This is a genomic window from Alteromonas gracilis (assembly GCF_002993325.1).
GTDB classification, from domain to species: Bacteria; Pseudomonadota; Gammaproteobacteria; order Enterobacterales; family Alteromonadaceae; genus Alteromonas; species Alteromonas gracilis.
Window position 1 is genome coordinate 137,422 of the sequence record NZ_PVNO01000022.1, and the last position, 24,848, is coordinate 162,269.

General features: G+C 44.8%; 17 protein-coding genes. 9 read left to right on the forward strand and 8 right to left on the reverse strand.

Annotation, left to right across the window (positions count from 1 at the left end; translation table 11 throughout):
- Positions 1 to 129: 129 nt before the first annotated feature.
- Complete coding sequence (locus tag C6Y39_RS06155) at positions 130 to 1,293, forward strand: DcaP family trimeric outer membrane transporter (RefSeq protein ID WP_105930420.1); 1,164 nt, start codon at positions 130 to 132, stop codon at positions 1,291 to 1,293.
- Positions 1,294 to 1,407: 114 nt separating this feature from the next.
- Here the strand turns inward: C6Y39_RS06155 and C6Y39_RS06160 are convergent, their stop codons facing one another.
- The 3 genes from C6Y39_RS06160 to C6Y39_RS06170 all read right to left on the reverse strand — a co-directional run bounded on the left by C6Y39_RS06160 (position 1,408) and on the right by C6Y39_RS06170 (position 4,925).
- Positions 1,408 to 2,556 carry a Na/Pi symporter gene (locus C6Y39_RS06160; RefSeq protein WP_105930421.1) on the reverse strand — a complete coding sequence of 383 codons (1,149 nt, stop codon included), beginning with the start codon at positions 2,554 to 2,556 and terminating at the stop codon, positions 1,408 to 1,410.
- A gap of 194 nt (positions 2,557 to 2,750) precedes the next feature.
- Positions 2,751 to 3,803 (reverse strand): aldo/keto reductase, encoded by a 1,053-nt coding sequence (locus tag C6Y39_RS06165; protein WP_105930422.1) that lies wholly within the window; start codon positions 3,801 to 3,803, stop codon positions 2,751 to 2,753.
- A 66-nt stretch (positions 3,804 to 3,869) separates the two neighbouring features.
- Positions 3,870 to 4,925, reverse strand: a complete 1,056-nt coding sequence (locus tag C6Y39_RS06170) for a chemotaxis protein (RefSeq protein ID WP_105930423.1) — start codon at positions 4,923 to 4,925, stop codon at positions 3,870 to 3,872.
- Between the two features lie 368 nt (positions 4,926 to 5,293).
- Between C6Y39_RS06170 and C6Y39_RS06175 the strand changes: the two genes are divergently transcribed.
- The 6 genes from C6Y39_RS06175 (at position 5,294) to C6Y39_RS06200 (ending at position 14,321) form a co-directional block, all read left to right on the forward strand.
- Positions 5,294 to 7,771 carry a S8 family peptidase gene (locus tag C6Y39_RS06175; protein ID WP_105930446.1) on the forward strand — a complete coding sequence of 826 codons (2,478 nt, stop codon included), beginning with the start codon at positions 5,294 to 5,296 and terminating at the stop codon, positions 7,769 to 7,771.
- A 91-nt stretch (positions 7,772 to 7,862) separates the two neighbouring features.
- Positions 7,863 to 8,708 carry a DUF6689 family protein gene (locus tag C6Y39_RS06180; protein ID WP_105930424.1) on the forward strand — a complete coding sequence of 282 codons (846 nt, stop codon included), beginning with the start codon at positions 7,863 to 7,865 and terminating at the stop codon, positions 8,706 to 8,708.
- Positions 8,709 to 8,864: 156 nt separating this feature from the next.
- Complete coding sequence (locus C6Y39_RS06185; protein WP_105930425.1) at positions 8,865 to 9,704, forward strand: GAF domain-containing protein; 840 nt, start codon at positions 8,865 to 8,867, stop codon at positions 9,702 to 9,704.
- A gap of 150 nt (positions 9,705 to 9,854) precedes the next feature.
- Positions 9,855 to 13,013: a protein kinase domain-containing protein gene (locus C6Y39_RS06190; RefSeq protein ID WP_105930426.1), complete on the forward strand. Its 3,159-nt coding sequence runs from the start codon at positions 9,855 to 9,857 to the stop codon at positions 13,011 to 13,013.
- Positions 13,006 to 13,695 (forward strand): sensor histidine kinase, encoded by a 690-nt coding sequence (locus C6Y39_RS06195; protein ID WP_105930427.1) that lies wholly within the window; start codon positions 13,006 to 13,008, stop codon positions 13,693 to 13,695. The genes C6Y39_RS06190 and C6Y39_RS06195 overlap by 8 nt, the downstream gene beginning before the upstream one ends.
- Positions 13,692 to 14,321, forward strand: coding sequence for a response regulator (locus C6Y39_RS06200; RefSeq protein ID WP_105930428.1), 630 nt, complete (start codon positions 13,692 to 13,694; stop codon positions 14,319 to 14,321). Before C6Y39_RS06195 ends, C6Y39_RS06200 begins: the two co-directional genes overlap by 4 nt.
- A 275-nt stretch (positions 14,322 to 14,596) precedes the next feature.
- On the opposite strand, the gene C6Y39_RS06205 is transcribed toward C6Y39_RS06200, so the two are convergent.
- The 4 genes from C6Y39_RS06205 to C6Y39_RS06220 form a co-directional block, all read right to left on the reverse strand.
- Positions 14,597 to 17,044, reverse strand: a complete 2,448-nt coding sequence (locus C6Y39_RS06205) for a S8 family serine peptidase (protein ID WP_105930429.1) — start codon at positions 17,042 to 17,044, stop codon at positions 14,597 to 14,599.
- Positions 17,045 to 17,276: 232 nt separating this feature from the next.
- A complete protein-coding gene (locus C6Y39_RS06210; RefSeq protein WP_105930430.1) occupies positions 17,277 to 17,831 on the reverse strand; it encodes a hypothetical protein in 555 nt (184 codons plus the stop codon).
- Between the two features lie 102 nt (positions 17,832 to 17,933).
- Positions 17,934 to 18,635, reverse strand: a complete 702-nt coding sequence (locus C6Y39_RS06215; RefSeq protein WP_167390629.1) for an Lcl domain-containing protein — start codon at positions 18,633 to 18,635, stop codon at positions 17,934 to 17,936.
- 10 nt (positions 18,636 to 18,645) lie between these two features.
- Complete coding sequence (locus tag C6Y39_RS06220) at positions 18,646 to 20,145, reverse strand: ethylbenzene dehydrogenase-related protein (RefSeq protein WP_105930432.1); 1,500 nt, start codon at positions 20,143 to 20,145, stop codon at positions 18,646 to 18,648.
- Between the two features lie 144 nt (positions 20,146 to 20,289).
- On the opposite strand from C6Y39_RS06220, the gene C6Y39_RS06225 reads away from it, so the two are divergent.
- Complete coding sequence (locus C6Y39_RS06225) at positions 20,290 to 22,527, forward strand: DNRLRE domain-containing protein (protein ID WP_105930433.1); 2,238 nt, start codon at positions 20,290 to 20,292, stop codon at positions 22,525 to 22,527.
- 89 nt (positions 22,528 to 22,616) lie between these two features.
- Positions 22,617 to 24,260, forward strand: coding sequence for an alkaline phosphatase D family protein (locus C6Y39_RS06230; RefSeq protein ID WP_105930434.1), 1,644 nt, complete (start codon positions 22,617 to 22,619; stop codon positions 24,258 to 24,260).
- Positions 24,261 to 24,423: 163 nt separating this feature from the next.
- On the opposite strand, the gene C6Y39_RS18735 is transcribed toward C6Y39_RS06230, so the two are convergent.
- Complete coding sequence (locus tag C6Y39_RS18735) at positions 24,424 to 24,600, reverse strand: hypothetical protein (protein WP_159120431.1); 177 nt, start codon at positions 24,598 to 24,600, stop codon at positions 24,424 to 24,426.
- Between the last annotated feature and the right edge of the window lie 248 nt (positions 24,601 to 24,848).

Consider the following 24,848-nt stretch of genomic DNA (forward strand, 5'->3'; position numbering starts at 1 on the left):
ATTACGGAAAAGTATTACGACTATGGTCTTATGCGACCATAGGCGTATTTAATTTTGCGATAATACGTACACAATCAGTAATGTTAACGTTGAATTTACATTTATTTAACCACTTTTGGAACAGACACGATGAAAGCTAAAATAAAAAATACGGCGACGGCGGTAGCGCTGTGCCTAGCAGCATCAAGCGGTGCAGCACAAGCAGCAACGATCGGCGATACAAGTGTGAAATTCACAGGCTATGTCAAAGTTGACGCCATGGTCAGTGACTACTCAGACGGCACCATTGCTTCGGGTAGCGTTGGCCGAGACTTTTACATCCCTTCACTAACTCCTGTTGGTGGCGTTGACGAAGACCCACAATTTGATGCACATATTCGAACTTCACGATTCCGTTTCGCAACGTCTACGCCGACAGAAGAAGGCGATACGATAAACGGTGTGTTTGAACTTGATTTTGTTGTTACCAGTGGTGGTGATGAGCGTATTAGTAACTCTTACGTACCACGCGTTCGCCACGCCTATATAACGTACAAAAACTGGTTGGTAGGCCAAACCTGGACCACGTTTATGGATGTAGGTGCCCTGCCTGAATCACTCGACTTTATTGGTACAACTGACGGCATAACGTTCGGACGCCAAGTCATGCTGAGATATACCAACGGCGGCCTTCAAATTGCACTAGAAAACCCGGAATCTACCATAACGCCATTCGGTGGAGGCGGCCGTATCACCAGTGACGACAACGCAATCCCTGACTTAATCGCGGCATATACGTCAAAACAGGACTGGGGTTATGTAAAGGTTGCGGGCTTAGTTAGACAGCTTTCTTATGACAATGCCGCTGGCATTGATGCTGACGAAACCAGCTTTGGTGTGTCAGTGACAGGTAAATACAACCTGTCGAACGGCGATGATATCCGTTTTACATTCAATACCGGTAGCGGTCTAGGCCGATATTCAGCGCTTAATGCTGTAAATGGCGCTGTTCTTAACGAAAGCGGTGACCTCGAAGCTATCGACTCAACAGGCTACGGCATTGCATATCGCCACAAGTGGAGCGATAAGGCGCGCAGTAGCATTATGTTCTCGGCCTTTGAAGCTGACAATGATGTATCGCTAACTGGCTTGGCTACCACCGAAAGCACATATAGCACCCGTGTGAACTACCTATATTCGCCAACTAAGGCATTAACCGTAGGTGCCGAATACGCTTTCGCAAAACGAGAAGTTGAATCAGGCCTTGAAGGCGACATGAACCGTTTCCAAGTCTCAGCGAAATACGCATTCTAAGAAAATTAAGACGTAACAAAAAAACCGGCGCTTCTTCAGTAAGAAGCGCCGGTTTTCTTTATCTGTTAAGTAAAAAGCTATGCCCTGCCACTCAGAAAACCCGCTTTTTGGGGACTAAATAGTCGTAAAGATAATACCCAATGGAACGACGAAGAAAAGTCCACCGACATAGGCCGCACCATACACTTTCCTTTCCGCTGCCAGAACTGATAGCTGATACGACAAGTTAATAGGGATATTTCGCAGAACAGGGATACCGTAAATAAGCGTTACGCCAAGTACGTTATAAATAAGATGTACCAGTGCAATTTGCAAAGCGAACCCACTATTTACACCCACTACTCCTAAGGCAGCAATTAACGCAGTGATACACGTTCCGATATTAGCCCCCAGGGTGAAAGGATATATCTCACGGGCTTTCAAAACGCCAGCACCAACCAGAGGCACCATGAGCGATGTGGTGGTAGATGATGACTGAACCAAAACCGTCATCAGAGCGCCGGATGTAATACCTGATATGGGGCCTTGCCCAATGCTTTTATGTAATAGGTCCTTAGCTTTGCCCACCATAAGCGATTTCATGATTTTGCCCATGTAGGTGATTGAAACCATGATAAGTGCAATACCCAAAAGGATTTTGACGATGCCCGGATAAACCGACGGCAAAAACTGAAGTGATTGAGAAACTAAATCTGTTACGGGCTGTGTGGCTGCCTTTATGGGATTAAACCCACTTACTCCTAACGCTTCCCCAGTGTGAATAAGCGCTACAACTTGCCCACTTAAATACTCTAGAATGCCAAACGCCATCTCAAGCGGTAGAAATATTAGCACCGATAAAACATTGAAAAAGTCGTGGATGGTAGCGGCATTAAAAGCCCGCTGAAACTCTTCTTTTTTCGCAACGTGCCCAAGGCTTACCAGTGTATTTGTGATGCTGGTTCCGATATTTGCGCCCATCATCATGGGCACGGCAATGGTAATAGGTAATCCACCAGCAACCATTCCAACAATAATCGAAGTAACCGTGCTTGAAGACTGAATTAAAGCGGTAGACACCATGCCGATAATCAAGCCCATGATAGGGTTTGAAGCGAAGTTGAAAAGCTCTCGCGCTTGCTCGCCAGCCGCATATTTAAAACCGCTGCCAATCATACTTACGGCAAGTAGCATGACATAAACAAGTAAAATAAGAAGAAGCCATCGTTGCCAGTTGTTGTTCTTTTCTAATGAACTGGCGGAAATTATCTGTGGGTCAATCATTTAATAATGGGTACAAGTTATGACAGAAAAACCCATAGTATTACCAACGTGTGACACAAAAATGACGGGAAACGCCCGCCACTTTTGCGAAAAGATGGGCTAAAAAGATTCGAGCCCTTCAACTTGCACTATGTCTTTTATAGCGGCCTTGCACCATCTAAACAACAAGGGTGAAGCCCGAAACTTATGCGGGCCTAAAAACCCATAGGATATTGGCGCAGTACGTCATGAGTAGCCTTCAACGTCTCTTGAGACAAATCCATATCAAACGCTTCTATATTTTCTTTCAGCTGAGGCATTGTTGTTGCCCCTATGATAGTAGAAGTAACACCGGGTACTTGTTTACACCAGGCTAAAGCAAGTTGAGAGGGCGTCACACCAGCTTTTTGAGCAATTTTTATGTATTCAGCAGTGGCAGCTTGCGCAGGCGGTTTATCTCTGAATAATCCCATACGCTGAGCTAATGTCCATCGGCTCCCTTCCGGGCGCGCACCGTTTTGATATTTACCACTTAGCATACCCGTGGCCAGTGGCGACCATGGTAAATAAGCAATATTTTCAAGCTCACACATTTCAATGAGATACGGCCAATCCTTCGCGTGAAGTAGGCTGAACTCGTTTTGAATAGACACGGGCAAAGGCATATCAAGCTCTTTACAGAGCATAAGAAAAGCGTGAATTCCCCAAGGCGTATCATCCGACAGCCCCCAGTGCCTAATTTTTCCTTCATCAAGGGCGCGCTTGATCCCCATTAGGATATCTCGCATACCGTCGAGTTCTTTCTCACGATCGGTTTTTGTTGGATTTGCGCCATCCGGCCAATGTTTACCAAAGTGAGGGGTAACTCTGTTTGGCCAGTGAAGTTGATAAACGTCTATATAATCTGTATTCAAACGTTCCAAAGAGTACGTTAACGCATTGGCAATCGCGCCAGAAGTAATTGGACCCGCATTGCGAATATACTTAAGTCCGCTGCCGGCTATTTTAGTCATCAGTATGATGTCTTTACGCTTGGACGCGTTGCGTGAAAGCCAATTTCCAATAACACGCTCTGTGTCGCCGTAGGTATCAACGTTTGGCGGTACTGGATACATTTCTGCGGTATCAATGAAATTCACGCCTTTATCTAACGCATAGGCCAATTGCTCGTCAGCATCTTGCTGAGTATTTTGAATACCCCAAGTCATAGTGCCCAAACATATGTCTGACACTTGTAAATCGCTCGTTCCCAAACGGTTAAACTTCATTTTACTTATACCTTTTTAATGCAATATCGAGCTGATCGCTTGGTGCAACAAAGTCCCTACTAGGTACTATGATGCTTTTTTATTGGCCAACTCGGCTTCAACACTGGCTAATCGCGCCTCAATATTTCGTTTTGACTCGACCATCTCGTTTGCCAGTTCAGCAAGTGATTTTAATTCTGCAAACCCTAACTTTCTGGTATCAATTTTTTGATACTCACGCCTGCAGCGATAAAAGAAAGTAAGAAAGTTAACAAAAGCCCGATGAAATGTCGCAAAACTCTTGATTAAAACCAGAATTAATACGACAGATGTGAGCGCGGCAATGCCTAAACCGTAGATACGTACTTGAGCTTCCTGTTGTTCAATAAGAGGTTGAAGCGCGTTATCAACACTTTTAAGTTGGTTCTCAACGTTATGAGCGCTTTGTCTAAACTCACCGCGTAGTCCATCGTTATGAGTTAAACCGAACCTTAAGTAGTTGTTAACCAAAGCCGAAAGCGCAGACTGATATCGTTGAAGCGTCGCATTCAGATTTTGATCATCGTCGAACATCGACACCAAGCGAGTGCTGAGTTCTTCAATTTCTCGAGCATAAACCGCTTCTTGGGTTATTTGAAAGTTGCGAGTTGCTAGCTGCAAATCACCAAATAGCTCACGTGTTGGTGCTCGATTGACTTCAGTCTCAGATAATCGATTCTCTAGGTTGGTTATTTCGCTGCGAATACCACTATTTAACGTTAAGCCAATTTGGCGCTGCAGTGCTACGACCTCTTGAAACTTTTCTCGATAGGTTTCTATGGAATTCGACAGGCTTTCCACATCTGTAATTGGTAGATCATACTGACTGAACATGGGCACCAAACTATCTAGCCGAGTATTGAATGAAACGGCTTGCTGCGAAAATTTTATAAAATAGGCTTCGTCTGACCTTAGGAGAAAGTCTTTTTCATGCCGGCGCATTTGAAGCAAGTCTTGTCCCATGCGTAAAAGCACGTCACGCTGCTGATTGAGGGTTATTAGTTGCTGTGTAAAATAATGCTGGCTAGCTACCAGCCCTCCCATGCCGATGACACAGATTAGCGTCATCAATACTAATCGAGATTTTATTGAATCGAACTTCATGAAAAACACCTCACAGACGAAAAGCCGACACCTTTGGAAAGAAAGGTGGAAAACAATTTTCTTTTGCTTCCTTACTTAATGCCTCCAATATAGGTGCGGCAGATGACATTTTTAATTAAACATTCGTAGTGATTTCTTACTGGCTATAAAAAATTAAAAAACTAGGGTGAAACCCCTATGTTCGAGAGCCATTCAAACCGCCACTATTAAGTCGTACTTTGCTGCGACCCCACCTTATGATGTTCGCGTGATGTAAGCGTTATAAACCTAATAACGTAAAACGCGGTCGAAGGTGCTTATGAAAATATTGTAGGCAATATTCTCTTTGTACCAAGTGAAAGCGCAGCCTCATGAATTTGGAGAAGAATATGAAGAAGTTCGCCCTATCTACGTTAGCTGCTGCTATGCTTGCAAGTCCATCAGCTTATACACTTGCTGATGCGTACATTGGTTCTCAAATGGCAGACAAACTGATGACGCTTTCACCTGCCGAATCTCTAATGGCTGTTGTGACTTATGATCAAATGTCACCACTAGCTGAGTCGCAAATTACTCAACTTTTAAACTTAGGCATCACTGAGGGTGTTCAGTTTAAAAATTTACCAATAATAGGTGTCGTTGCCACCAAAGCACAAATTGAAGCCATCGCAAAATTTGATGGTGTACGTTCCGTTTTTGCTAACCGAAAAATGGAATTATTTAATGCCGATGCGCGCGAAATTACTGGCGTTGCAGATTTACAAGGAGAGGACTTCGTCTCGCGAAACAACCTCGAATTCACGGGTAAAGGTTCAACTGTTCTGGTTATTGATTCGGGTATTGATGCATCTCACCAAGACCATTTCTTTGGTGATACGGTAGTCGATAATGTTCAAGCAATTTTAAATCCTGGCGCGCTCTCAATCGTAGGCGTTACTGGGCCTACTCTGTCTAACCAAGTAAATACCGACCTCAACTCTGGGCACGGCACTCATGTTACGGGCACCATCGCGGGTAGTGGCGTGTTGTCTGGCGGCAAGCATAAAGGCGCGGCGCCGGATGCAGATATTGTTGGATATGGTTCAGGCGCCGCAGTTTTACTACTTGATACGATTGGTGGCTTTGATTACGCAATTAGTAAGCAGTACACCTTCGATAATCCTATCAAGGTTATTAGTAACTCGTGGGGTTCCAGCGGAAAATACGAGCCATTAGGCCCGGTATCGCTGGCAAGCTACAAAGCGCACACCATGGGGATGATTAGCGTTTTTGCAGCAGGTAACAGTGGTCCAGGCGAAGACTCGCATAACCCCTATGCGCAAATTCCGTGGGGCATCTCAGTTGGTGCTGGTGATAAGTTTGGCAAGCTAGCAAATTTTTCATCTCGTGGACTTAAAAGCGAGTCTGGCGACTTTACTATGCCAGATGGCACTGATTGGACATATACTAACGACGTAACGATCGTTGCCCCCGGTGTAGATATTATTTCCACTCGCGCAGTATTGAACGCGGCAGCAAACGGCGGAGATGCTGATTTAGGTGCAATTGAGCCACAGAACATCCCCTTCTACACGATGATTTCTGGCACCTCAATGGCAACACCACATGTTTCAGGCATTATCGCGTTAATGCTTGAGGCTAACCCTAACTTAGACAACCTCACAATCAAGCGGTTACTTCAAGAAACAGCAACCAATATGCCAGGGTATGAGCGATGGGAGGTGGGTGCTGGGTATGTAAACGCTCGTTCAGCAGTGGCAGCAGCCCTCAATGAAGATTTGGACCACAAGGTTACAGTCAACAATCTTGTTGAAAAAAGCTTTAAGGCGAATGCTCTCGTTTCTACCAGTGAACGTGTAGAAAACTTTGATGTGTTTTATGCCCCCATCGGCGCTCCCGAAATCGTTGAGTTTGAAGTAGGCACCGAGGAAGTACTCGTCAAAGCTTCGGCAGACACGCTTGCTAACCTTACTAAATTGGTATTGGTTGCTCCTGATGGTACGGAATATCGCGGCAATCTCACCACTCCTGTGCTAACCACTACCATGCGAGTTGCTGCGCCAGCAATGCCCGGTACGTGGGGTGTTTATGTATACGGCTTGACGTCATTATCTGGTGTGGAAGCTGATCCACTAGGTTTAACTAACGGCCCTGGCCTGCCTGAGACCTTTAACGTTACTGTATCATTCGAAAATAGTGGTGGCTTTGAAGGTATGGACGATGTAGAGGGCCACCCTCAGCAAAACGCCATTGAATTTGCTGTTAGCGAGCGACTTATGGATGCCATTAACAATCGCGGTTTCTCTCCAGATGCGCGTCTAAAACGCAAAGACTTTGCACGCTATGCTGTGATGGGTGGAGCGGTAAGACAGTACCGCGACCTATTAAACGAAGAGCGCCCTAACATCGGCTCAGTACCTGGTTTTGATAAAGCGTTTGTAGAATCGGTCATGGTTAAAGGTGGTGCGCTTAAAGACAAGCTTCGTAACCAAGCACCTGTTCTAAGAAGTGTTGGCGGCAGCGCAGACCCATTTGCAAGTGTTACCAAGTTAGATATTGCTTATTCACTTGTTCAAATGTTGGGCCTTGAGGAAGCAGCGCTAAGCTTCGATCCCAACGCCGATATCGTTGTTGACTATAATGGCGAGCAAATCGTGCTAGAAGACCAAGACAGCATTCCAGCTGACATGAAAGGCTACGTGCAGCTAGCCCTTACCTTGTCACTGATTAATGCTGAGTTCGGTGTAGAGCAAAGTCCATTTAGCATTGTGCCAACCATCACTGCGCGCTTTGCGCCAGATACTGTGATAACCAGAGCGCATTACGCGGTGCTCGCATCGCGCTTCTTTGTTCAGTATTTTGAATAAATCGCAAGCCTCTGAAAACGGTGCCATTATTTAGATTGATAATGGCACCGTTATAGGCTAAATTTTAACCAATACTGAAAGAGGTCATCCTATGATGTTTAATGCGATGAAATTCAGACAACTTACTACCGTTGTTGCCACCACTGCTTTACTTTTGTTTTCTACTGCGCAAGCGCAAATAGTTACACCTACAACCCTTACTGTCGCCGACAATAAAATTCAGGCGAAACTGACGCTGAGCACCTTAATAGAAGTAGATCTATCCGTTGAGTTCGAAAACAGTATTGGTCTTAATGCCAACAATATTGAGATTACCGCTGAATTACTTGACCCTACAGACTTAACCATTACAAGCCGACTACCATCTGTACTGACTAACGCAGTTTCAGGCTTCCCTGTTCTTGTTTCTATTTCGCCTAAACCAGATGCAGGGTTTGGCTTTGAAGGCTTAGCTACCGTTGAGCTTTACACCAAAGCTATCCATTACACCCCAACTATTCCATGGCGCTTGTTTACATCACATAACGGCGGGGCATTCGAAGATATAACGACCCTTACTTCATCTGGCAGTTTTCGTGCACGTGGCAGTACAGGGCAGTTTTCCGATTTTATTATACTGCTTGATAACCGCTCTTCTACGTCGGTTATCAACAGCAAAATTGCTTCATTAACCAGCACAGTTAATGACAACCGCGACAAAATTACTGCATTGTTAGAATCGGCAATAGAAAATGGAATAAATGATATTCAGGCCGCGCTAGCAGTGAACAACGACGACGCGGCATTATCGGCAGTAGACAGCCTTATTTTACTTATTGATAACGCGTCAGGCAGCGAAATTGCCGATGTGTGGCGCTCAAGCGGCGATGTAGTGAATGTTAAAGGTTTACTTCTCACTCAGCTTCAAACATTGCGCTTCAGTTTAAGAACGCTGTAGTCCGCGCCGGCGACGATTTTTTATGGTTGTGCTGATAACCTTCGCAACCATGAAAGAATGTAATGTTCACTGAACGTATTGAAAACGCCCTCATCCACTTAATTCAAAATGGATGGATTACGGAGCCGCTATCATTCACGTGTCGAAGGAAATGCGATGCCATTGCAAATAGCTTTTACTGAAAAAAATGGAAGCGTAAGTGAGCACTTGCTTTTTGAGGGTCGTGAGTATCACGTCGGCCGCTCTGAAAGTGCAGACATCGTTATTCCACACCCCCAAGTCTCTCGCTCCCATATCGTATTACGAGCCAACAAGCAGGCTGACAACGACCACGTATGGCAGCTTAATGACATGAGCTCTACAGGGTGTTTTAGTGCGGGAATTCAAGTGAAGCACCTAACCCTAGTCAAGCCGCAAGTTTTGCAACTTGGTCCTGTACCCTGTGAATTTACTCCGATTGCTTTGCACAACGTGGTTAAACTCGATAGTCACCGGGAATGGAGAAAGCAGCAATTAAAGCAATATCAAACGCAGCTTCAACGCTGCAATGGCAGCACTGCGCTGATTAATCTTGCCAGAGAGTGTTTACTTCAGTCTTTAGGCTGTGAACGAGCCTCCCTCATTTTGTTCGATAGAACGAATGATTATCAACTTGGTGTGGGCTACGAGAGCTGGATGCAGGGTGAGGAATTTACGGGAAGCCGCACTATTATTAATCAGTGCATGCAAACCAATGCAGTTCGCGCTATCGGTAATATTGTTTGCGACGAATCACTCAACAAGCAACAAAGTGTAATAAATTACGGTATTCAGGCTGCTATTTGCGTTCCTGTATGCTTAAACGAAACTCCCGTCGGCGTTTTGTACGCAGACTCAATAAAAGGGCGGCGTTACTTCACCCAAACGGACATTGAATTTGCCACCTCTTTGGCAAATATGATTTCGATGCGTTTGTTATTCCACACAATAGAGCATAAACTTTCACTTATAAGCTAGAGGGCTGGTTTAAATTTACTGTGCAAATTTCTACCTGCATGGAAGCCTTAAAATCACAAAATAGCCTTTTGTATAAGAACAATAATTATCGCGACGCCAATCGTCTATTGCTTACGTTGCGATGGTGATTAGTGAAGTGTGGAGAGGGCTTTGAACAGGCCAGATGTATTCTCGTCGCAGACCGATTCTCTTAAAACTGAAGTTTTAGCTTCAGGGGCATCTATCGTGCCCAATTCTCGTTTAGCTAATCGCTTTCTCATTGTTGAGCGACTTGGGTCAGGGGCTCAAGCTTCCGTTTACAGTGCTATTGACGAGTTGCTTGATGTAAAAGTAGCGCTTAAGGTCATTGAAGGTGGTGCAAGCGATCCGGTAAAAATGCAAACCATCCGCAATGAAGTTAACATTGCCAGACAACTGCAACACCCTAACATCATTCGTGTACATGACGTTTTTTCTGACGGCGACACCGCTTTTTTTACAATGGCGTTCATCGAAGGCGAGCCACTGTACACTCGTATTCGACAACCTATCAGCAAAGCCGATTTCGATAAGTGGCAGCAACAGCTAATCAGCGCCTTGTTGGCATGCAAAGCAATAGGCATTAAACACGGTGATATAAAACCCGACAATATCCTTATTGATCACCATGAAGACATCAAACTTATTGATTTTGGTATTGGACAAAGCGCATTGTCTGGTGTTCAAACGAGTGGTCATCAACGCTACACTGCTCCAGAAGTCATCCAAACCGGGAAAGCAACTGAACACTCCGACACCTATAGCCTAGGCAAGGTTTTAGAGGACATGTTGGACTGTGTTGAAAAAGAAGGCGTTGGCCTTTACCACTATCTATGGGCTAAAAAACGCAAGGCCTGCATCAACCAGTTAACTCACCACCTCCCCGCTAAAAGGCTTTCTCTAGAGCAGGCGCTTAGTGTGAGCGACGCAGGCAAAAGTAGTGACACAGGGAATAGCTTCAGCCCACGATTCACTTTTTCCGCTATTGCTTTATTAGTATTGATCGTGAGTGCGAGTATCTTTTCCTATTCCTCGCATCGAAAAGATCAGCCTCAATTAGCAACCGATCAACCTATTCAGCTGTTGGTATTGAATGACCCTCAGTACCCGCTTTTAGATACTATAAACAACCTACTTCGCTATTCACTATCTACTCACCCCTATATTGTATTGGATGATAGAGCGCAAACCCAAACCTTGGTTGCAAATTTGGCTTTGTCACCATTTAGCAATGACAGCGATAGAGTCGACTTAGCCGCCTCGCTTGTGGCAAACAGCGTATTATTACTTGATGCTACGCCCACCAGCAGTAGTACATATTTGCTCCACGCCAGCGTACTAAGTATGCCGGCCAATACAGCAATTTTTACCGTGTCGCATAATGTAGATGCCAACACCCTCTCCGATGATTTGAGTGCGTTTGCCAACAAACTTGTCCAGTCGCTATTTGACGCTATTGAAACTCAATCGCCCCAGCCGCTTCCCGATTTACGTTACCTTGATGCCTTAGATAGTGCGTGGCAAAAGGGAAAGACGTTAAATAGCTCAGACACCATTGACGCTATAATTGCCACAACACCGGACTATCCGGGGGGGTGGGTAGCAAAAGCCCGTAATGCAATGAATGGCGGTGACTATGATGGTGCAAGGCAGGCATTAGATAGTTTAAGCAACATTCCCAACTTGGCACAGTATTGGCGATTACAGGCCGAATTATTAAGAGCTGAACTCAACGAGGACTTGCCTCTTGCTATACAGTCGATAGACGCCCTGGTTGCCCAGTTTCCAAACCGACCTGAATTACTATCAATACGTGCAGACATATATCAGTGGGCAGGCGAAGATGCCAAAGCAATGACTGACTATAAAAACGCATTAATACTGCGCCCTAATGATGGACAACTGTGGTTTGAACTTGCTCGTTTGCAAATTATAAACGGAGACATTGACACCGCCACCAGCGAATCATTAACACGAGCACTGGTGGCGTTTCGTCAGGCAAAAGATACTCAGGGTGAGAGTTTAGTACTCAACGCTTTTGGTATTGCTTACCTTCGCACTGCCGACAATGTGACAGCGGCGCAATATTTTAACGACGCACTAACACTGCGCGATGCAGAAACACAGCCTTCTGAACGGGCAAAAACGCTAGCAAACCTGGCTATAGCTGCCTCGCTTACTGGTGATTATGCTACCGCGGAAGCGTCGCTCGAAGAGGCCGTGAAGCTATTGCACGATTTAGGTGACTTAGCACAGGAAGCCCATGTGAACGATACCTTAGGCTTTATGTTTGAAGAGCGAGGGCAGTTTGCAAAAGCGTTAGGTTATTATAAACGAGGTCTCGACTTACGGGTGCAAACCGATGACAAAGTGCTTCAGCCACAAAGCATGAGCAATGTGGCTTATATGCACTTTTTAATTGGTGATATCTCACTTGCTGAAATTTACTGGCAGCAGGCAAGGATGCTATTTGAGAGAAACGGTGATAATTCTCACTTGCTTCGAACGCAGCAAAATCTCGCACAATTAAGCCTGGTGAAAGGTGATAAGAACACAGCTAGCAATTACTTAACGACTGTTGAGCAAAAGCTTAGTGCTCAGCATAATCAAGAAAAGCTCTATAACCACCTGCTGTTCAGCTACTTAAATTTTGCAAACGGTAACTTGGCAGAAGCCACCAAACACGCCGCGGATGCAAGACGCTTGGCCCAGGGCGCTGAAGATAGCAGAGCAAAAACTGAGGTTCTTCTATGGGAAGCTGAAATATGTTTACTCACTGCAAACTGGTCATGTTTGGAAAATAGCCTTGAAACTGTAGCACCAACAATTAGCAAAGAGCGTCACGAGCAGTTTGCCGTTTTTCAATGGTTAACACTGGGGCTTAAGCACCATCAAGGCACACTGAATAACGAACTAGACGAGATCTACAATACGCTTGTAGATAACAGTAATGTGCCGGTTATTACCGAAATAAAGATTCTGCTCGACATGCAGCAGCGGCTTTCTCTGAGTGAAAATAGTAGCGCCATGGAAAAACTGAGATCGCTTATCAAACCTACCTATTATCAGTCTTATCTTCAGTGGCTTTATGTAAAAGCATCACTTGGGGATGGAGAATCTATCGAAAAGCTCAAGCAAAAGCTCGCCCTATACCCTTCATACTGGCGCAACCATCTTTATTATCGAGCCGTTCCTGGCAAAACAGAAACGGTGAATGAATTAACGACGCAGTGGCTAACTCAATTGCCAGAAAAGCAAGCTGGCGACTACAGGAACGCCTACCTTGAATGATTTAACCAAAGAAATAGAGAGTATTAAGGCATTACAGGCAACGCTGCAAGCGCGACTGGATGCCGACCAAGAAATACTGCAACAGCTTGCTAAGCGTCTATGGGCTCAACAAGAATCTGAAAAGGCGAAGCTTTCTAGAGAGCTTCACGACGGTATAGGGCAGTTGCTTACCGGCTTGACCAGACGGCTTCAGGCGTTATCTTCTTCATCGCCTGAAATAGAGGCCTTACACAGTATTGCTGAAATGGCACTAAATGATGTCAGGCAGTTATCACGGCTAATGAGCCCCACTATCCTAGATGACTTAGGCCTTAAACCCGCACTTAACTGGCTTTGTCGAAATTTGCTAAGTGACGAAGATATTAACTATCACACAGATATAACATTACCGTCCGATCTGCCTAAAGACATAAGCACGCTCCTATTCAGAATTGCGCAAGAGACGCTGGTAAATGCTATAAAACATAGTGAAGCCACTGACCTTACCCTAACCATTTCTTACCATCATCACGTTGTTCGTTTAGATATTCTTGATAATGGTGTAGGGTTTGACAGTAAGACAATAGAGCCAGGAATTGGTCTTTCAAGTATTCGCGATAGAGCAGAAGCGTTCAACGCGACGCTAGAAATAGACGCCGCCATTGGAAAAGGCACAAGAACAACAGTAACGGTACCCGTATGACAATTCGTGTAGTGCTAGCCGATGACCATGTACTTATGCGCCAAGGCGTGTCTCAGATGCTAAACGCAAACCCAAATATTAGCGTGGTGGGAGAATGCGACGATGGCGTTGAGCTTATTGCAGCAGTACTAAAACTCTCCCCTGACGTTATCTTAATGGACATTTCTATGCCGCGTATGAGCGGGCTGGTTGCCATTGATAAAATATTATCTCAGCGCAGAGACGCAAAGATACTCGTGCTTTCAATGCACAATGAGGTGGAATACATAGAAGCCATGCGCGATGCTGGTGCCAAGGGGTACATTTTAAAAGAATCTTCTGGAGACAGTCTGGTTGACGCAATAAAAAAAGTGGCTGCCAACAAAACGTGCTTCCCCGATGAGATAACCAAACCTTTGGATGAGCAATGCCAAAAGCATATATCGCCATTAAGTGTATTAACGCGAAGAGAGCGTGAAGTCTTTTTCTTAGTTGCCGCAGGCAACACCAGTAAGAAGATTGCCGAACTACTAGATATGAGCCTTAAAACCGCAGAAAATCATCGCAGCAATATTTATAAAAAGCTCAACTTAAGCAGTTCCGCAGAACTTATCAGGATGGCTGGAAAAGCAGGCTTGCTAGAGTAGCTGTACCCGCTTTTAGGTTAAAGCAATGCTTCCTTCCCCCGCAAACTACACGAGATCTGGTTGTGACATTCAAACCCTTCAGCAGCAGGGAGACTACGGCAGAGCGCCCGTGAACAAATTCCAATATTGAGCGATAAACTTTCGGCGAAAATTAAACAAAAAAGAGGGGCTTTGCTTCATCTGAAACTCTCCACAGCATGGGTGCTGTGGCGAAGGCCCCATGGATGGGTTTACGCCGTGTTTCAGATGGAGCAAGGCCCCTCTTATATCAGAAATTAAAGTTCTGCATATTGCGTTAGGATAAACGCAGCCTCGCCTCGTGACACTCCATTCTGTGGGTTAAAGAAGGCTTTAAGCGTAGGCTGGAGAGCAAATGGCGCTTGCTCTACTCTCACTTCCACCTGCATTAATCCAGCGGCTAGTGCCTGCTGAACATAGCCACGATACTCAGGTGCAATAGCATCAGTATCTTCAACCTCTACTGCTTCGCCAAGCACGATAGCTATAACCTTGTCAGCATCAAAGCTTTGCGCTTCATTTTGAAGGCCCAAAGCTTGAACCATCGAATATGCCATTTCTTCTTTCGTCACCTGCTGATTGCTACCAAAGACATTGCCATCGACTTGCATCACAGGTTGCGTATTCATCTCTAAATCCCCTAGCACTGCACCTGTCGACGTCGCAGAGTTTACCGCAGCAGCATGCTCTGCACTCACATCACTATAGTTAACCGCGTTGCCATCGTTAGTTTGGCGAAGGTTAGCACTAAGCGCTAGCGTATCAGCAAGCTCTACACGGGTAAGTGGTGCATTTGGTGCAAAACCGCTTTCCTTTGCGTCCATTAGCTCGTTTGCAACAACGTATTCAATAAAAGGTTTAGCTGGGTGACCTGCGGCATCATCAATGCCGGTGTAACCTGATGTCACTAACAAACGAATGTTTACATCGTTAGTCCCAGGGATACCCACACCGTTTGTAACACCTAGCGGGTCAACCGACACACCGCTAATGCTGCCAATACCGCGGCTATACAGTTTCCACGTGCCCGGCATACCTGGCGCTGCAGTACCTACAGAAGACCCTAGTACAGGTAAGCCGATGCCAGAGCCGTAGGTATTGCCTGCCGGGTCTTCTAGTACAAACGCCGTAGCTGTTTCAATTGAAGCATTTGCCACTACCATGGATACTTCAGGACCAACCTCAAATGTTTCAGTCGGTGACTCACCGACTGGCAAGTAGGTTGTAGACCGCGTATAGGTTTCACCTTCAGCCACATTTGCAAATGCATTAAATTTGCGATTCTTTTTCACTGTATCGCCAAATACTTCTTCGCCTTCAAGTACAGCAGTTACGGCGGCATAAGCGTTAACATAACCAGCACCCACTTCCCACTCGTCCATGCCGGCCATTGGTGTTGCCGTCTCTTGAAGTATGCGTTTCACATCTTCCCATTGAAGGTTTGGATTTGCTTCTAGCATAAGTGCAACAATACCTGACACGTGTGGTGCAGCCATTGAAGTACCGCTCGATACAGTATAAAAAGGTAGGTGCTGTGGCTCAATCATTTCAGCGTCGGCTGTAGCACTCAGTGCGCCTAAACTAGACAGTGAAGCTCGTGCAGAAATGACGTCTACACCTGGCGCCGTTACGGTAGGACGATCTTCCCACGTAAACACCTCACCATCGACAACCGCTTGCCCTCCCTTTCCGTCAACACCCCGTGAACTAAAGTCAGCCAACTCGCCCTGCTTGTTGCCCGCAGCTACCGTAATTACCCAAGGTGCTTTTTTAAAGTTGCCGGTAATTGTCGATTCGCCTGGGCCTGAGTTACCTGCTGAGAAAACAGTAATAATGCCGTTGTCTGCCAATGCTTTAGTCACCACATTAGTTGGGTCGTCAGGGTTAAACTCTGTACCCACATCGCCAGTGTTGCCAAAAGAGTTAGAAATGACTCGAATGTTGTAGTCGAACTGGTGCGTCAACGCGTAGTCGAAGCCACCGATAGTATCTAGAATGAACAGACCTGCGCCCGAGCCATAACCAATGATATCTGCACCCGGCGCTACACCCGCATGCAAACCACCGCTTTTGGCGCCGTTGCCACCTACTGTGCCTGCCACGTGGGTACCGTGACCGCCTAGAATATCGGTGTTAGACACATTTTCTTGGTAAGTAATAGGTAAAATGCCGCTGTAGCTATTTAAATTCACCTGGGCTAGTACGTTCTGAACAACGTGATCAGGAAATGCTAAATCGCTATGTGTGCCGTCAACACCCGAGTCATTGACTACAACACCAATGCCTTTACCCGATACTGGCATGCCATTTATACGAATATCGCGGTCAGCTTGTAACGCCTGAACGCCCGTGATTTGGGTAGACTCATGATTTTCTAGTTCTAGTGGATCGTTATTCCATACCGAAACTACGTCATCCCGTTGATAAAGCGCTTCTACTTGCTGTTTGTTCGCTAGCACGCCAACAATAGGCACGTTGCGAAGGCTAACTCCGCCAGTGATACCTAACGATTCAAGTGCTGTAATTTGTTCTGTTGTGGCAGGTCCCTTACCTTCAAATGTAACAATAACTTGTTGTAGCTCTAGTGGCGAAGCAGCAAGTGCATCGGCCAATGTTTTGTCGAACGTTTTTGCATTCACCATACTTGCTGGTAGGGCACAAGCAATAGCTACTGATAATACGGTTTTCTTATTAAGGAATTTCATAATACACCTCTCTTTAAGTACCCCTTGAGTATTTAACAAGCAAAGAGGTAAAACTATGGGGAGTTCCCCCTATAAGAGCCGTTTTAAAACGCTTCGCAAAAACATAAATTTCAAAAAGAAAAAAGCCCTCACAGATGGAGGGCAAACATACCAACAACCGGAAAGATTAATAGGTTGGAGGGGGAACAAACGTGGTGATGGAAATAAACCACTCACTCAAAGTAAAGAAGCCTTACTGCTTGCGCTGCCTCATGGAAGCAAACGTTAATAGAATGAGCATAGCTGTTGCGAAAGACGCGGGTTCACTCACTTGTGTTAAGCCATTGTTGGAGCCATTATTAGGCTCTACTGTTTTAACCAGTTGAAACAAACCACCCGCACAGCGATCACCACTTTCGAAGAAAACACATGTATCCGTTTGTCCTAAACCTGCTAACCCTGAACTAATAGTAAACTCGTAAGGAACGCTTGAGTCCTCAATAAAAAACTCAAAACCTTCGCCGCTTTCATCACCAAATACACCACCATCTAAATCAACTATCGCAAAGTCAGCAATGTCATCCTCTAGAATTTTATAGATATCGCCATCAAATTCTAGCTGAAAGAAAAACGACAACCATGTGTCCCTATTGAACTGGGTTTCGTTTTCATCAAATGTAATTTGCCCAAATAAACTCGTTTGATTTGACTCGTCACCTATTATCAAGCGTGTAAAGTCATAGGTAATAACTCCCGCAAATGGTGATGTTGAAAAAGCAATAAGTACCGCTGCAAGTAGTGACTTCATAGCAAATCTACCGTAAAGATTGAGTTTCTATAGTATTTAACTAACTGCGCAGTAAACAAATAGGGAGTTCCCCCTACATATTATTGGTAATGATATAGCGCTTTATTTTATTTCGATGTATTTACCTGAAACCGTTGGCGCTTTTTCTTTTATGTCTGCAACAAGCATTGTATGCGCTGCATTTCTAAAGGGTAAAACTCGGCTTGTTCCATGTTTAAAACTGACGGCAACTGCGCCTTCTTTCAGATGCGTAAGCGCTTGCGTATCAATATCGTGACTTTGCGTTTGCGACCAATAATCACCTTTTTGGATATGTGGAAAAAACGCGCTTTGTATAAAAGGCCCATTGGGTTTAGTCGGCGTTTGTAACAACGCTATCAATTCATCCGCATGGGGCAACCGCCAATGAGTTACATTACATACGTTTCGCTCTATCGCCTGCTGTTGAATTAAGCTTGTGTCGCACCCGTTTTTGTTGAAATAGCAACTTCCCCGCTGCTGCACGCCTTTGCCTTGCTCTCTGTCAAACCAACTGTAGCTCCAGTAGCTGTCAAAAGGTGATTCATCATCTCTTCCCACCAACCAGATAACATTTAATTCTCTGTCGAAAACACAATGCCAAGGACCCTGTTCGTTTGAAATGGCTTGCCCTTGTTGGTTCAGTTTAACAAATCGATATTCCCTCGAATCTGCCGTTTCAAACAGACTAGGAGCACTTTTAAAAGCCTGATAAAGCGTTCCAAATTCCGTGCTAATTAATACGACAGCAGCAAGTGCCAACAGTTTTTTAATCAATATATGCATGGCCGTACCTTTATAATTTATAGATAAGACGAAGAGGCTTAACATGGCGAGTATGTGCAGTTTGAGCGTGGTCGAACGCGCTCACCCATAGACAAATTCCGTTCGACAAATCGATATCTGTCTCTTCTGCTGCTTTTTTCTTGCGCACAATTTCAAGATTCCAATAACCGTTTGAATATCTACCAAAAGCACGCACGTCTGCTCGCCCGCCTTCAATTTGATTTGAGCGATACAGCACGGACTTTATCAGACTACCCACCGGCAAATTATCCAGCTCAGGAGAGTAGGCTTTGTAATCGAACCAGCTAACGTAACCTTGCGCATCATGTGAAGGTGCAAGGGGGAGACGTTTTGGCACAACGCTCTCACTGTTGTACCACTTCCAATTCAGTATATAACTCCCTCCCATGTCACCGTCTTGTTGATATCCCGCGGTATATCTCTTCTCACCTATTACCGGGGGAACGGGCTTACCTATATAGCTATCGTCTACTAAATACATCGCATTAGTTCTCACAGCTTTCCATTGCCACAAATCAACCACGCCATGAGAAGAAAAGTGATAGCCCTTTTTATGTTTATTAGCAGGTAATTCAGAACGAGGCTGATTGCCAAGATGGGCTGTAGCAGCGGCTGCTATGCTGCAGCTTTTTGAAAATAACAGTGCAAGTTTATCTTCGTAATATTGCTTTTCATCAAATCGACTAAAGCCGCGACCCTTTACACGCCAACCTTTCTCAGTCTTAACCAGAGGTAAGTGAAGTAAACTTTCGGTGGGATCTTGCCATCGTATGAAAAAATAAGTCTCGGTAGCGTTATGCAGTACCTTCATCGAAACTTTTGACATTCCTGAATAAAAATTTGCACCAGCAAAGGTATCGACAAAAACCTCACTAGCATGATACCAATCAGTTTCATCGTCTTTGCCATCAATTTTAATAAACACATTATCGGCAATAGCCTTGGCTTCTAGTGTTTTAGGATGAGCGAGAGTTACCAGATATAAGCTTGCGCTCACTAGCGCTATCGCCCCCAGATAAAGATAGCTTTTCTTGTAAGAAAACGGCGCAATTACAATCTGATAAATGTGGCCTAATGGCTTTTGAAAATAGTAGCGCAAAGGGTGAAGAGCAATAAAAGCAAGTAAACCTACCGCACTGTAATAATGAGTTAAACGCACCACTGTGTGACTGAGTTCCAAAAAAAACTGCCCCCCTCCAGACACTACCGACACACAAATAATTAGTGAACCAATCTGGTTGAACGTTTTGAGTACCACACTTTCTTTTCGCTGATTCAAGAGCGTAAACAGCATTATCGGCAAAGAAACAAGCAGGAGCACGCCAGAAATTACATGCCATATGTGCACGAGCCCTTGTGGTAATAGCCAGTCAAAATAAAGCCAGAAGTCACGCTGCTGTGACGCTATACGAAAGCCACTGAGTAACTGAATAAGCACGCAGCCCCCCACCACCAGATGACTCAGTAAAAACAGTGTTTTGTGTTTCATATCTGTACATAAACTTAATTGAAGCCATATGCTGCAGAAATATGAATTTTTTATGACTTGGCTATCAATGGGGTGTTACCCCTATATCTCGCCTTCTCGTTTTTTCGTTCACTATGAATCAAACAGAACCGAGGAAACAGTCACATGATTATACGTAGTTTTAGAGCCACCCTAGCTCTACTTTTATTTAGTTATGCAGGCGCAGCGATATCAGCTACTCACTTATACCGCCTAGCATGGGACAGCGACCCTTCCCATGAGGCCATAGTTGGTTTCTCCCCTAAGGGTATTAGTTTATCCCCTTATCTTGTTTATGGAACATCAACAGATGAAAGCCAATGGCAACGCATTGAAATAAGCCATAGGGCAAATTTCTTTAGCCTTGAATCTTACTTTGTACGGCTCACTAACTTGCCGGCCAACAGTAGCGTTTTTTTCAAAGTGTGCGACCTTGAAGGCTGTGATGATCCAATGTGGTTCAAAACGGCGTCGCGGGAACCAGCGCCTTTTACAGCTATCGCTGGCGGCGACACACGAACGGGGTGGACAACTCGGCGAGAAGGCAACAAGTTAGTGGCTAAAATTCGCCCACTTTTTGTAATGCATGGCGGGGACTTCACCAATGGTAATACCCCTTTTGAAATGGCGGGTTTTCTTGAAGATTGGCAATTAACCCTGTCAAACGATGTAATTGATGGAAAGATATATAAGCGCATTTATCCCGTTATACCTACCCACGGTAATCATGAAGACACCAACTATGCCACCTTGTGCCAGGTCTTCGGCGTTGATTTCGTACGCGACAATGTTTGTGACGAACAAGATACGTATGGCGCGTTAACAGTCAATGAACTCGCCAGAGTTTATACGCTTAATAGCCAGTTCCAAGAAAGCGGTTGGCAAGTTTATGCAGATCAAATGAATGAATGGTTAGCTTCAGATTTACAATCAAATGAGCACTTACCCTTATGGCGTCTAGCGCAATATCATAAACCTATTTTCCCTCATTTTGATGGTAAGTCATCTAACGAAGGCTTGTTTCAATGGTGGGCGTCTCTGTTTTATCAGCACAATATGAACCTTGTCGTTGAGTCCGATACACATATCAATAAACTTACTTACCCAATGATTCCAGAGCCAAACTCGATGGCTTTTGCTCGCTCAGATAATGGCGGCACCGTTTATGTTGGAGAAGGCAGCTGGGGAGCGCCAGCACGCTCAGCTAACCAGTCGTATCCATGGACCATTGACCTTGCCAGTATTCAACAGTTTAAAGTACTGAGCGTTACGGCAAGCGAGATAAAAGTGCGCACTGCAGAGTTTGACGATACTGCCAGCACACTGTCGGTTCAAGAAAGGGAGGCGGATCCGCTAGCGCTTCCCGAAAATGTTAAATGGTGGGTAGCCAACGACGTTGGCGCAGTCTTTACACTCACACAAAATGAAAAGGGGCTAACAACTTACTCGCCTTCCGGTTTAGAGAATCGACGGGCATATACACTTACGGCACAACACGACAGTTTTATTGCCAGCGCGAAGCCCACAATGAACTATAATGCTTACCCCAGCGGTATGATGGTAGTTAAAAACGATTCCAAGTACGGTGAAACGAAGGCGCTAATAAGCTTTGATGCGAGTGATATTGCAAAATGTGCCACTCTAGATAGGGCAACGTTATCGTTTCAATCTAATCCCGCCAAAACAAGCTTGATTACCGGACTTGCTAGTGAAATCGTTCCCGTTTATCCAAACCCTACTCCAATAGCAATATCTCTCGTTACACCAAGCTTCAATGAAAATACGGTTAATTGGCACAACGGTCATTCACTCTTTTCCAACGATACATTCGCTGTAATAGATGTGATTGATGCGGGCAATAACATCACGCTCCCCCTTGATGAAGCTACCGTCCGAGCACTTCAACAACAATTTAAAGAGCACGCAGCATTTGGCGTGGGAATATCATCGAACCATCCTTTGCAAAAACGCTTTATCGACGCTAGCGAGAACAGCAAAGCGCCTGTTTTACACGTGGACTTTTCAGGAAGCGAATCGTGCTTTTCAACACCCAACAATCTGCTAACTCCACCTCAAACTGTTGAAAACTTACACGCTAGACGAGGCGTTTTTGAAACCTATGTCGTGAGTGCTGCTCAGCGTTCAAGGACTCTATCCATCAATTTAGAAAACGGCTTTGGCGATGCTGACTTGTACGTTCAAATTGGCCAAAAAGTTAGCGTTAGCGATTTTTCATGTCGCTCAAACGCCATAGACAATGAAGAGCGCTGCGTCATTGACGTCCCGAGTGGGCAAGCCTTATCTATTGGTGTCCATGCTCGCTCTCAATATCAAGGGCTAAGGTTGCGTATCTCAGAAAATTAGCATCCTACATAAGCGATTAACCTATTGTGAGCCTTTCATTCATAAGTGACTGAAGCGCTACTTACATTACTTAACGAGATGACAATACAATGAAAAACTCAATAAATAATGGCCGCCGACAATTTTTTAAAAGTGCAGGAATAACAGCTTCGCTTTTAGGCTTCAACGCCTCGGCGGTGCCTTTTGAGATGCTTAATACGCGGTTCAAACTTGATAATAACCACTATTTCCGACATGGGGTTGCCAGTGGCGACCCTCTTCCTAATGCTGTAGTACTTTGGACTCGAATAAGCAACGTTGCGACAGAAACGCAAGTAACACTTCACGTTGCTCTAGACGGTGCGATGAAAAAAGCCGTGTTGAGTGAACGTTTGACCACGAATGAGAGCAGAGACTATACCGTTAAAGCTGATGCTCAAGGCCTTATGCCGAATACTACGTATTTTTATCAATTTGAAGTCAACGGATATAGAAGTCGTGTTGGCACGACAAAAACAGCACCTGTTACGACAAATCATGCGCGATTTGCAGTGGTAAGCTGTTCTAATTACCCTGGGGGCTTTTTCAATGTTTATCATGCTCTTACCAACAAGAATATGGTTGGGGACATTGACGCTGTTCTTCATTTAGGAGATTACTTGTATGAATACGCTGAAGATGAATACGGTGATGGCTCGCGTTTAGGTAGAGCACCGTTACCAAATAAGGAAATAACCAGTTTAAGTGACTACCGAACTCGACACGCGCAATACAAAACGGACCCAGATCTTGCTTTACTTCATGCAACCTATCCCTTTATTACGGTATGGGATGATCATGAAATAACAAACGATGCTAATAAAAGTGGAGCTGAAAACCACAACGAGGGCGAAGGCGATTACCAACTGCGCAAATCTTTTGCGATTCGGGCATATTATGAATGGGTGCCAATTCGCGAAGGCAGCATATATCGCCATTTTGAATGGGGCTCATTGCTCGATTTGTATATGCTTGATACTCGAATTGAAGGGCGAGATCCACAGGTTGACTCTCCTGTTTCCGCAGAGCGCTACGATACTAACCGTACACTCCTTGGTGACACGCAAGAGCGCTGGCTGTTAGATAAGCTCACTACATCAACGTCCAAGTGGCGCTTCATAGGACAGCAGGTGATGTTTAGCCAATTCAAAGGGCTAAACGCGCCAAATCTGGAAGCTGCAGGAATTCCGGTCACCAAAGATATTCTTGCGCTTAACATGGACCAGTGGGATGGCTACCCAGAATCGAGGCAGCGCATTCTTGATGCTTTACAAGCCTTTAGCATAGAAAACACGGTTGTACTAACTGGCGACATCCATACTTCTTGGGGAATGGAGGTTTTTGAGGACAGTACAAACGGATACACCTACAATGATCGAATTCGTCTAGGTAAACAACCGTTAGCAGTCGAATTTGTAACGCCGTCAGTTACATCACCAGGTCTAAGCGACCCCGTAGCAGATCCCCTTGCCGCGTTAATTCCAACTATGAACCCTCACATGAAGTATGTAGAGTTAAAGTCTCACGGCTTTATGATTGTTGATGCTACCCATCAAAAAGTAGTCTGTGACTGGTGGTATGTAGATACTATAGAAAGCCCGAAATATAAGGCATTTCTTGCAAAGAGTTTGTACACAGTAAGTGGAAGTCAGCGACTATCTGAGCGCAAAAGCCTTGGTAAATCTTTTGACTACACCCACAACCCATTTAATTAAAATTAGTCCCCTACTGCGGCTCATTAGCTGGTGTTAGCAAGGCGTGGAGTATTACTCTACGCCTTTACTTAATACCTTTGCTGTTCTTCTTTGTTTTATAAAAATGCAATGGCGAGGACATCACCTGAACCATGTTTCGTTATTACTCAATTTATCAGGGTTCTTAGAGCTGCACGCCTACATGAAGGTTGCTAAGAGGTTTAGGGGCTTTTACTTCCACACATACTTGATCACCATAATAGTTATCAGTGTAGTTGCACTGCACCTTTATTGGTTGATTTGGGGTGGTAGCTACACGTTGGCTAGTCGTGATTGTTAGTTTTTTTAGTAATGCGTTCATTTCGCTTTCCTTGTTAAAGTAAGCGCATTATCATTGATTAAAAAAACTATTAAAATAAGATAATTTGATTCACAAGATAGAGAATTAAGATTATAAACCTGTTGGCTCAATTAATTCAGCAATAAACTACAGATGTTTCAAGACAAATTTATTGTCGGAAACCGCACGGGCTAGGTGATGTAGTTTTAGAGCGAGAGAGCAAGGAACCTGAGACCAAAGAACCTCATAAGTAAGGAACGGCGTATGTG

Bases quoted from the DNA above. Each gene is read 5' to 3' on its own strand.
- C6Y39_RS06155 (WP_105930420.1), top strand. From the start codon at position 130: ATGAAAGCTAAAATAAAAAATACGGCGACGGCGGTAGCGCTGTGCCTA.
- C6Y39_RS06160 (WP_105930421.1), bottom strand. From the start codon at position 2,556: ATGATTGACCCACAGATAATTTCCGCCAGTTCATTAGAAAAGAACAAC.
- C6Y39_RS06165 (WP_105930422.1), bottom strand. From the start codon at position 3,803: ATGAAGTTTAACCGTTTGGGAACGAGCGATTTACAAGTGTCAGACATA.
- C6Y39_RS06170 (WP_105930423.1), bottom strand. From the start codon at position 4,925: ATGAAGTTCGATTCAATAAAATCTCGATTAGTATTGATGACGCTAATC.
- C6Y39_RS06175 (WP_105930446.1), top strand. From the start codon at position 5,294: ATGAAGAAGTTCGCCCTATCTACGTTAGCTGCTGCTATGCTTGCAAGT.
- C6Y39_RS06180 (WP_105930424.1), top strand. From the start codon at position 7,863: ATGATGTTTAATGCGATGAAATTCAGACAACTTACTACCGTTGTTGCC.
- C6Y39_RS06185 (WP_105930425.1), top strand. From the start codon at position 8,865: ATGCCATTGCAAATAGCTTTTACTGAAAAAAATGGAAGCGTAAGTGAG.
- C6Y39_RS06200 (WP_105930428.1), top strand. From the start codon at position 13,692: ATGACAATTCGTGTAGTGCTAGCCGATGACCATGTACTTATGCGCCAA.
- C6Y39_RS06205 (WP_105930429.1), bottom strand. From the start codon at position 17,044: ATGAAATTCCTTAATAAGAAAACCGTATTATCAGTAGCTATTGCTTGT.
- C6Y39_RS06210 (WP_105930430.1), bottom strand. From the start codon at position 17,831: ATGAAGTCACTACTTGCAGCGGTACTTATTGCTTTTTCAACATCACCA.
- C6Y39_RS06215 (WP_167390629.1), bottom strand. From the start codon at position 18,635: ATGCATATATTGATTAAAAAACTGTTGGCACTTGCTGCTGTCGTATTA.
- C6Y39_RS06220 (WP_105930432.1), bottom strand. From the start codon at position 20,145: ATGAAACACAAAACACTGTTTTTACTGAGTCATCTGGTGGTGGGGGGC.
- C6Y39_RS06225 (WP_105930433.1), top strand. From the start codon at position 20,290: ATGATTATACGTAGTTTTAGAGCCACCCTAGCTCTACTTTTATTTAGT.
- C6Y39_RS06230 (WP_105930434.1), top strand. From the start codon at position 22,617: ATGAAAAACTCAATAAATAATGGCCGCCGACAATTTTTTAAAAGTGCA.
- C6Y39_RS18735 (WP_159120431.1), bottom strand. From the start codon at position 24,600: ATGAACGCATTACTAAAAAAACTAACAATCACGACTAGCCAACGTGTA.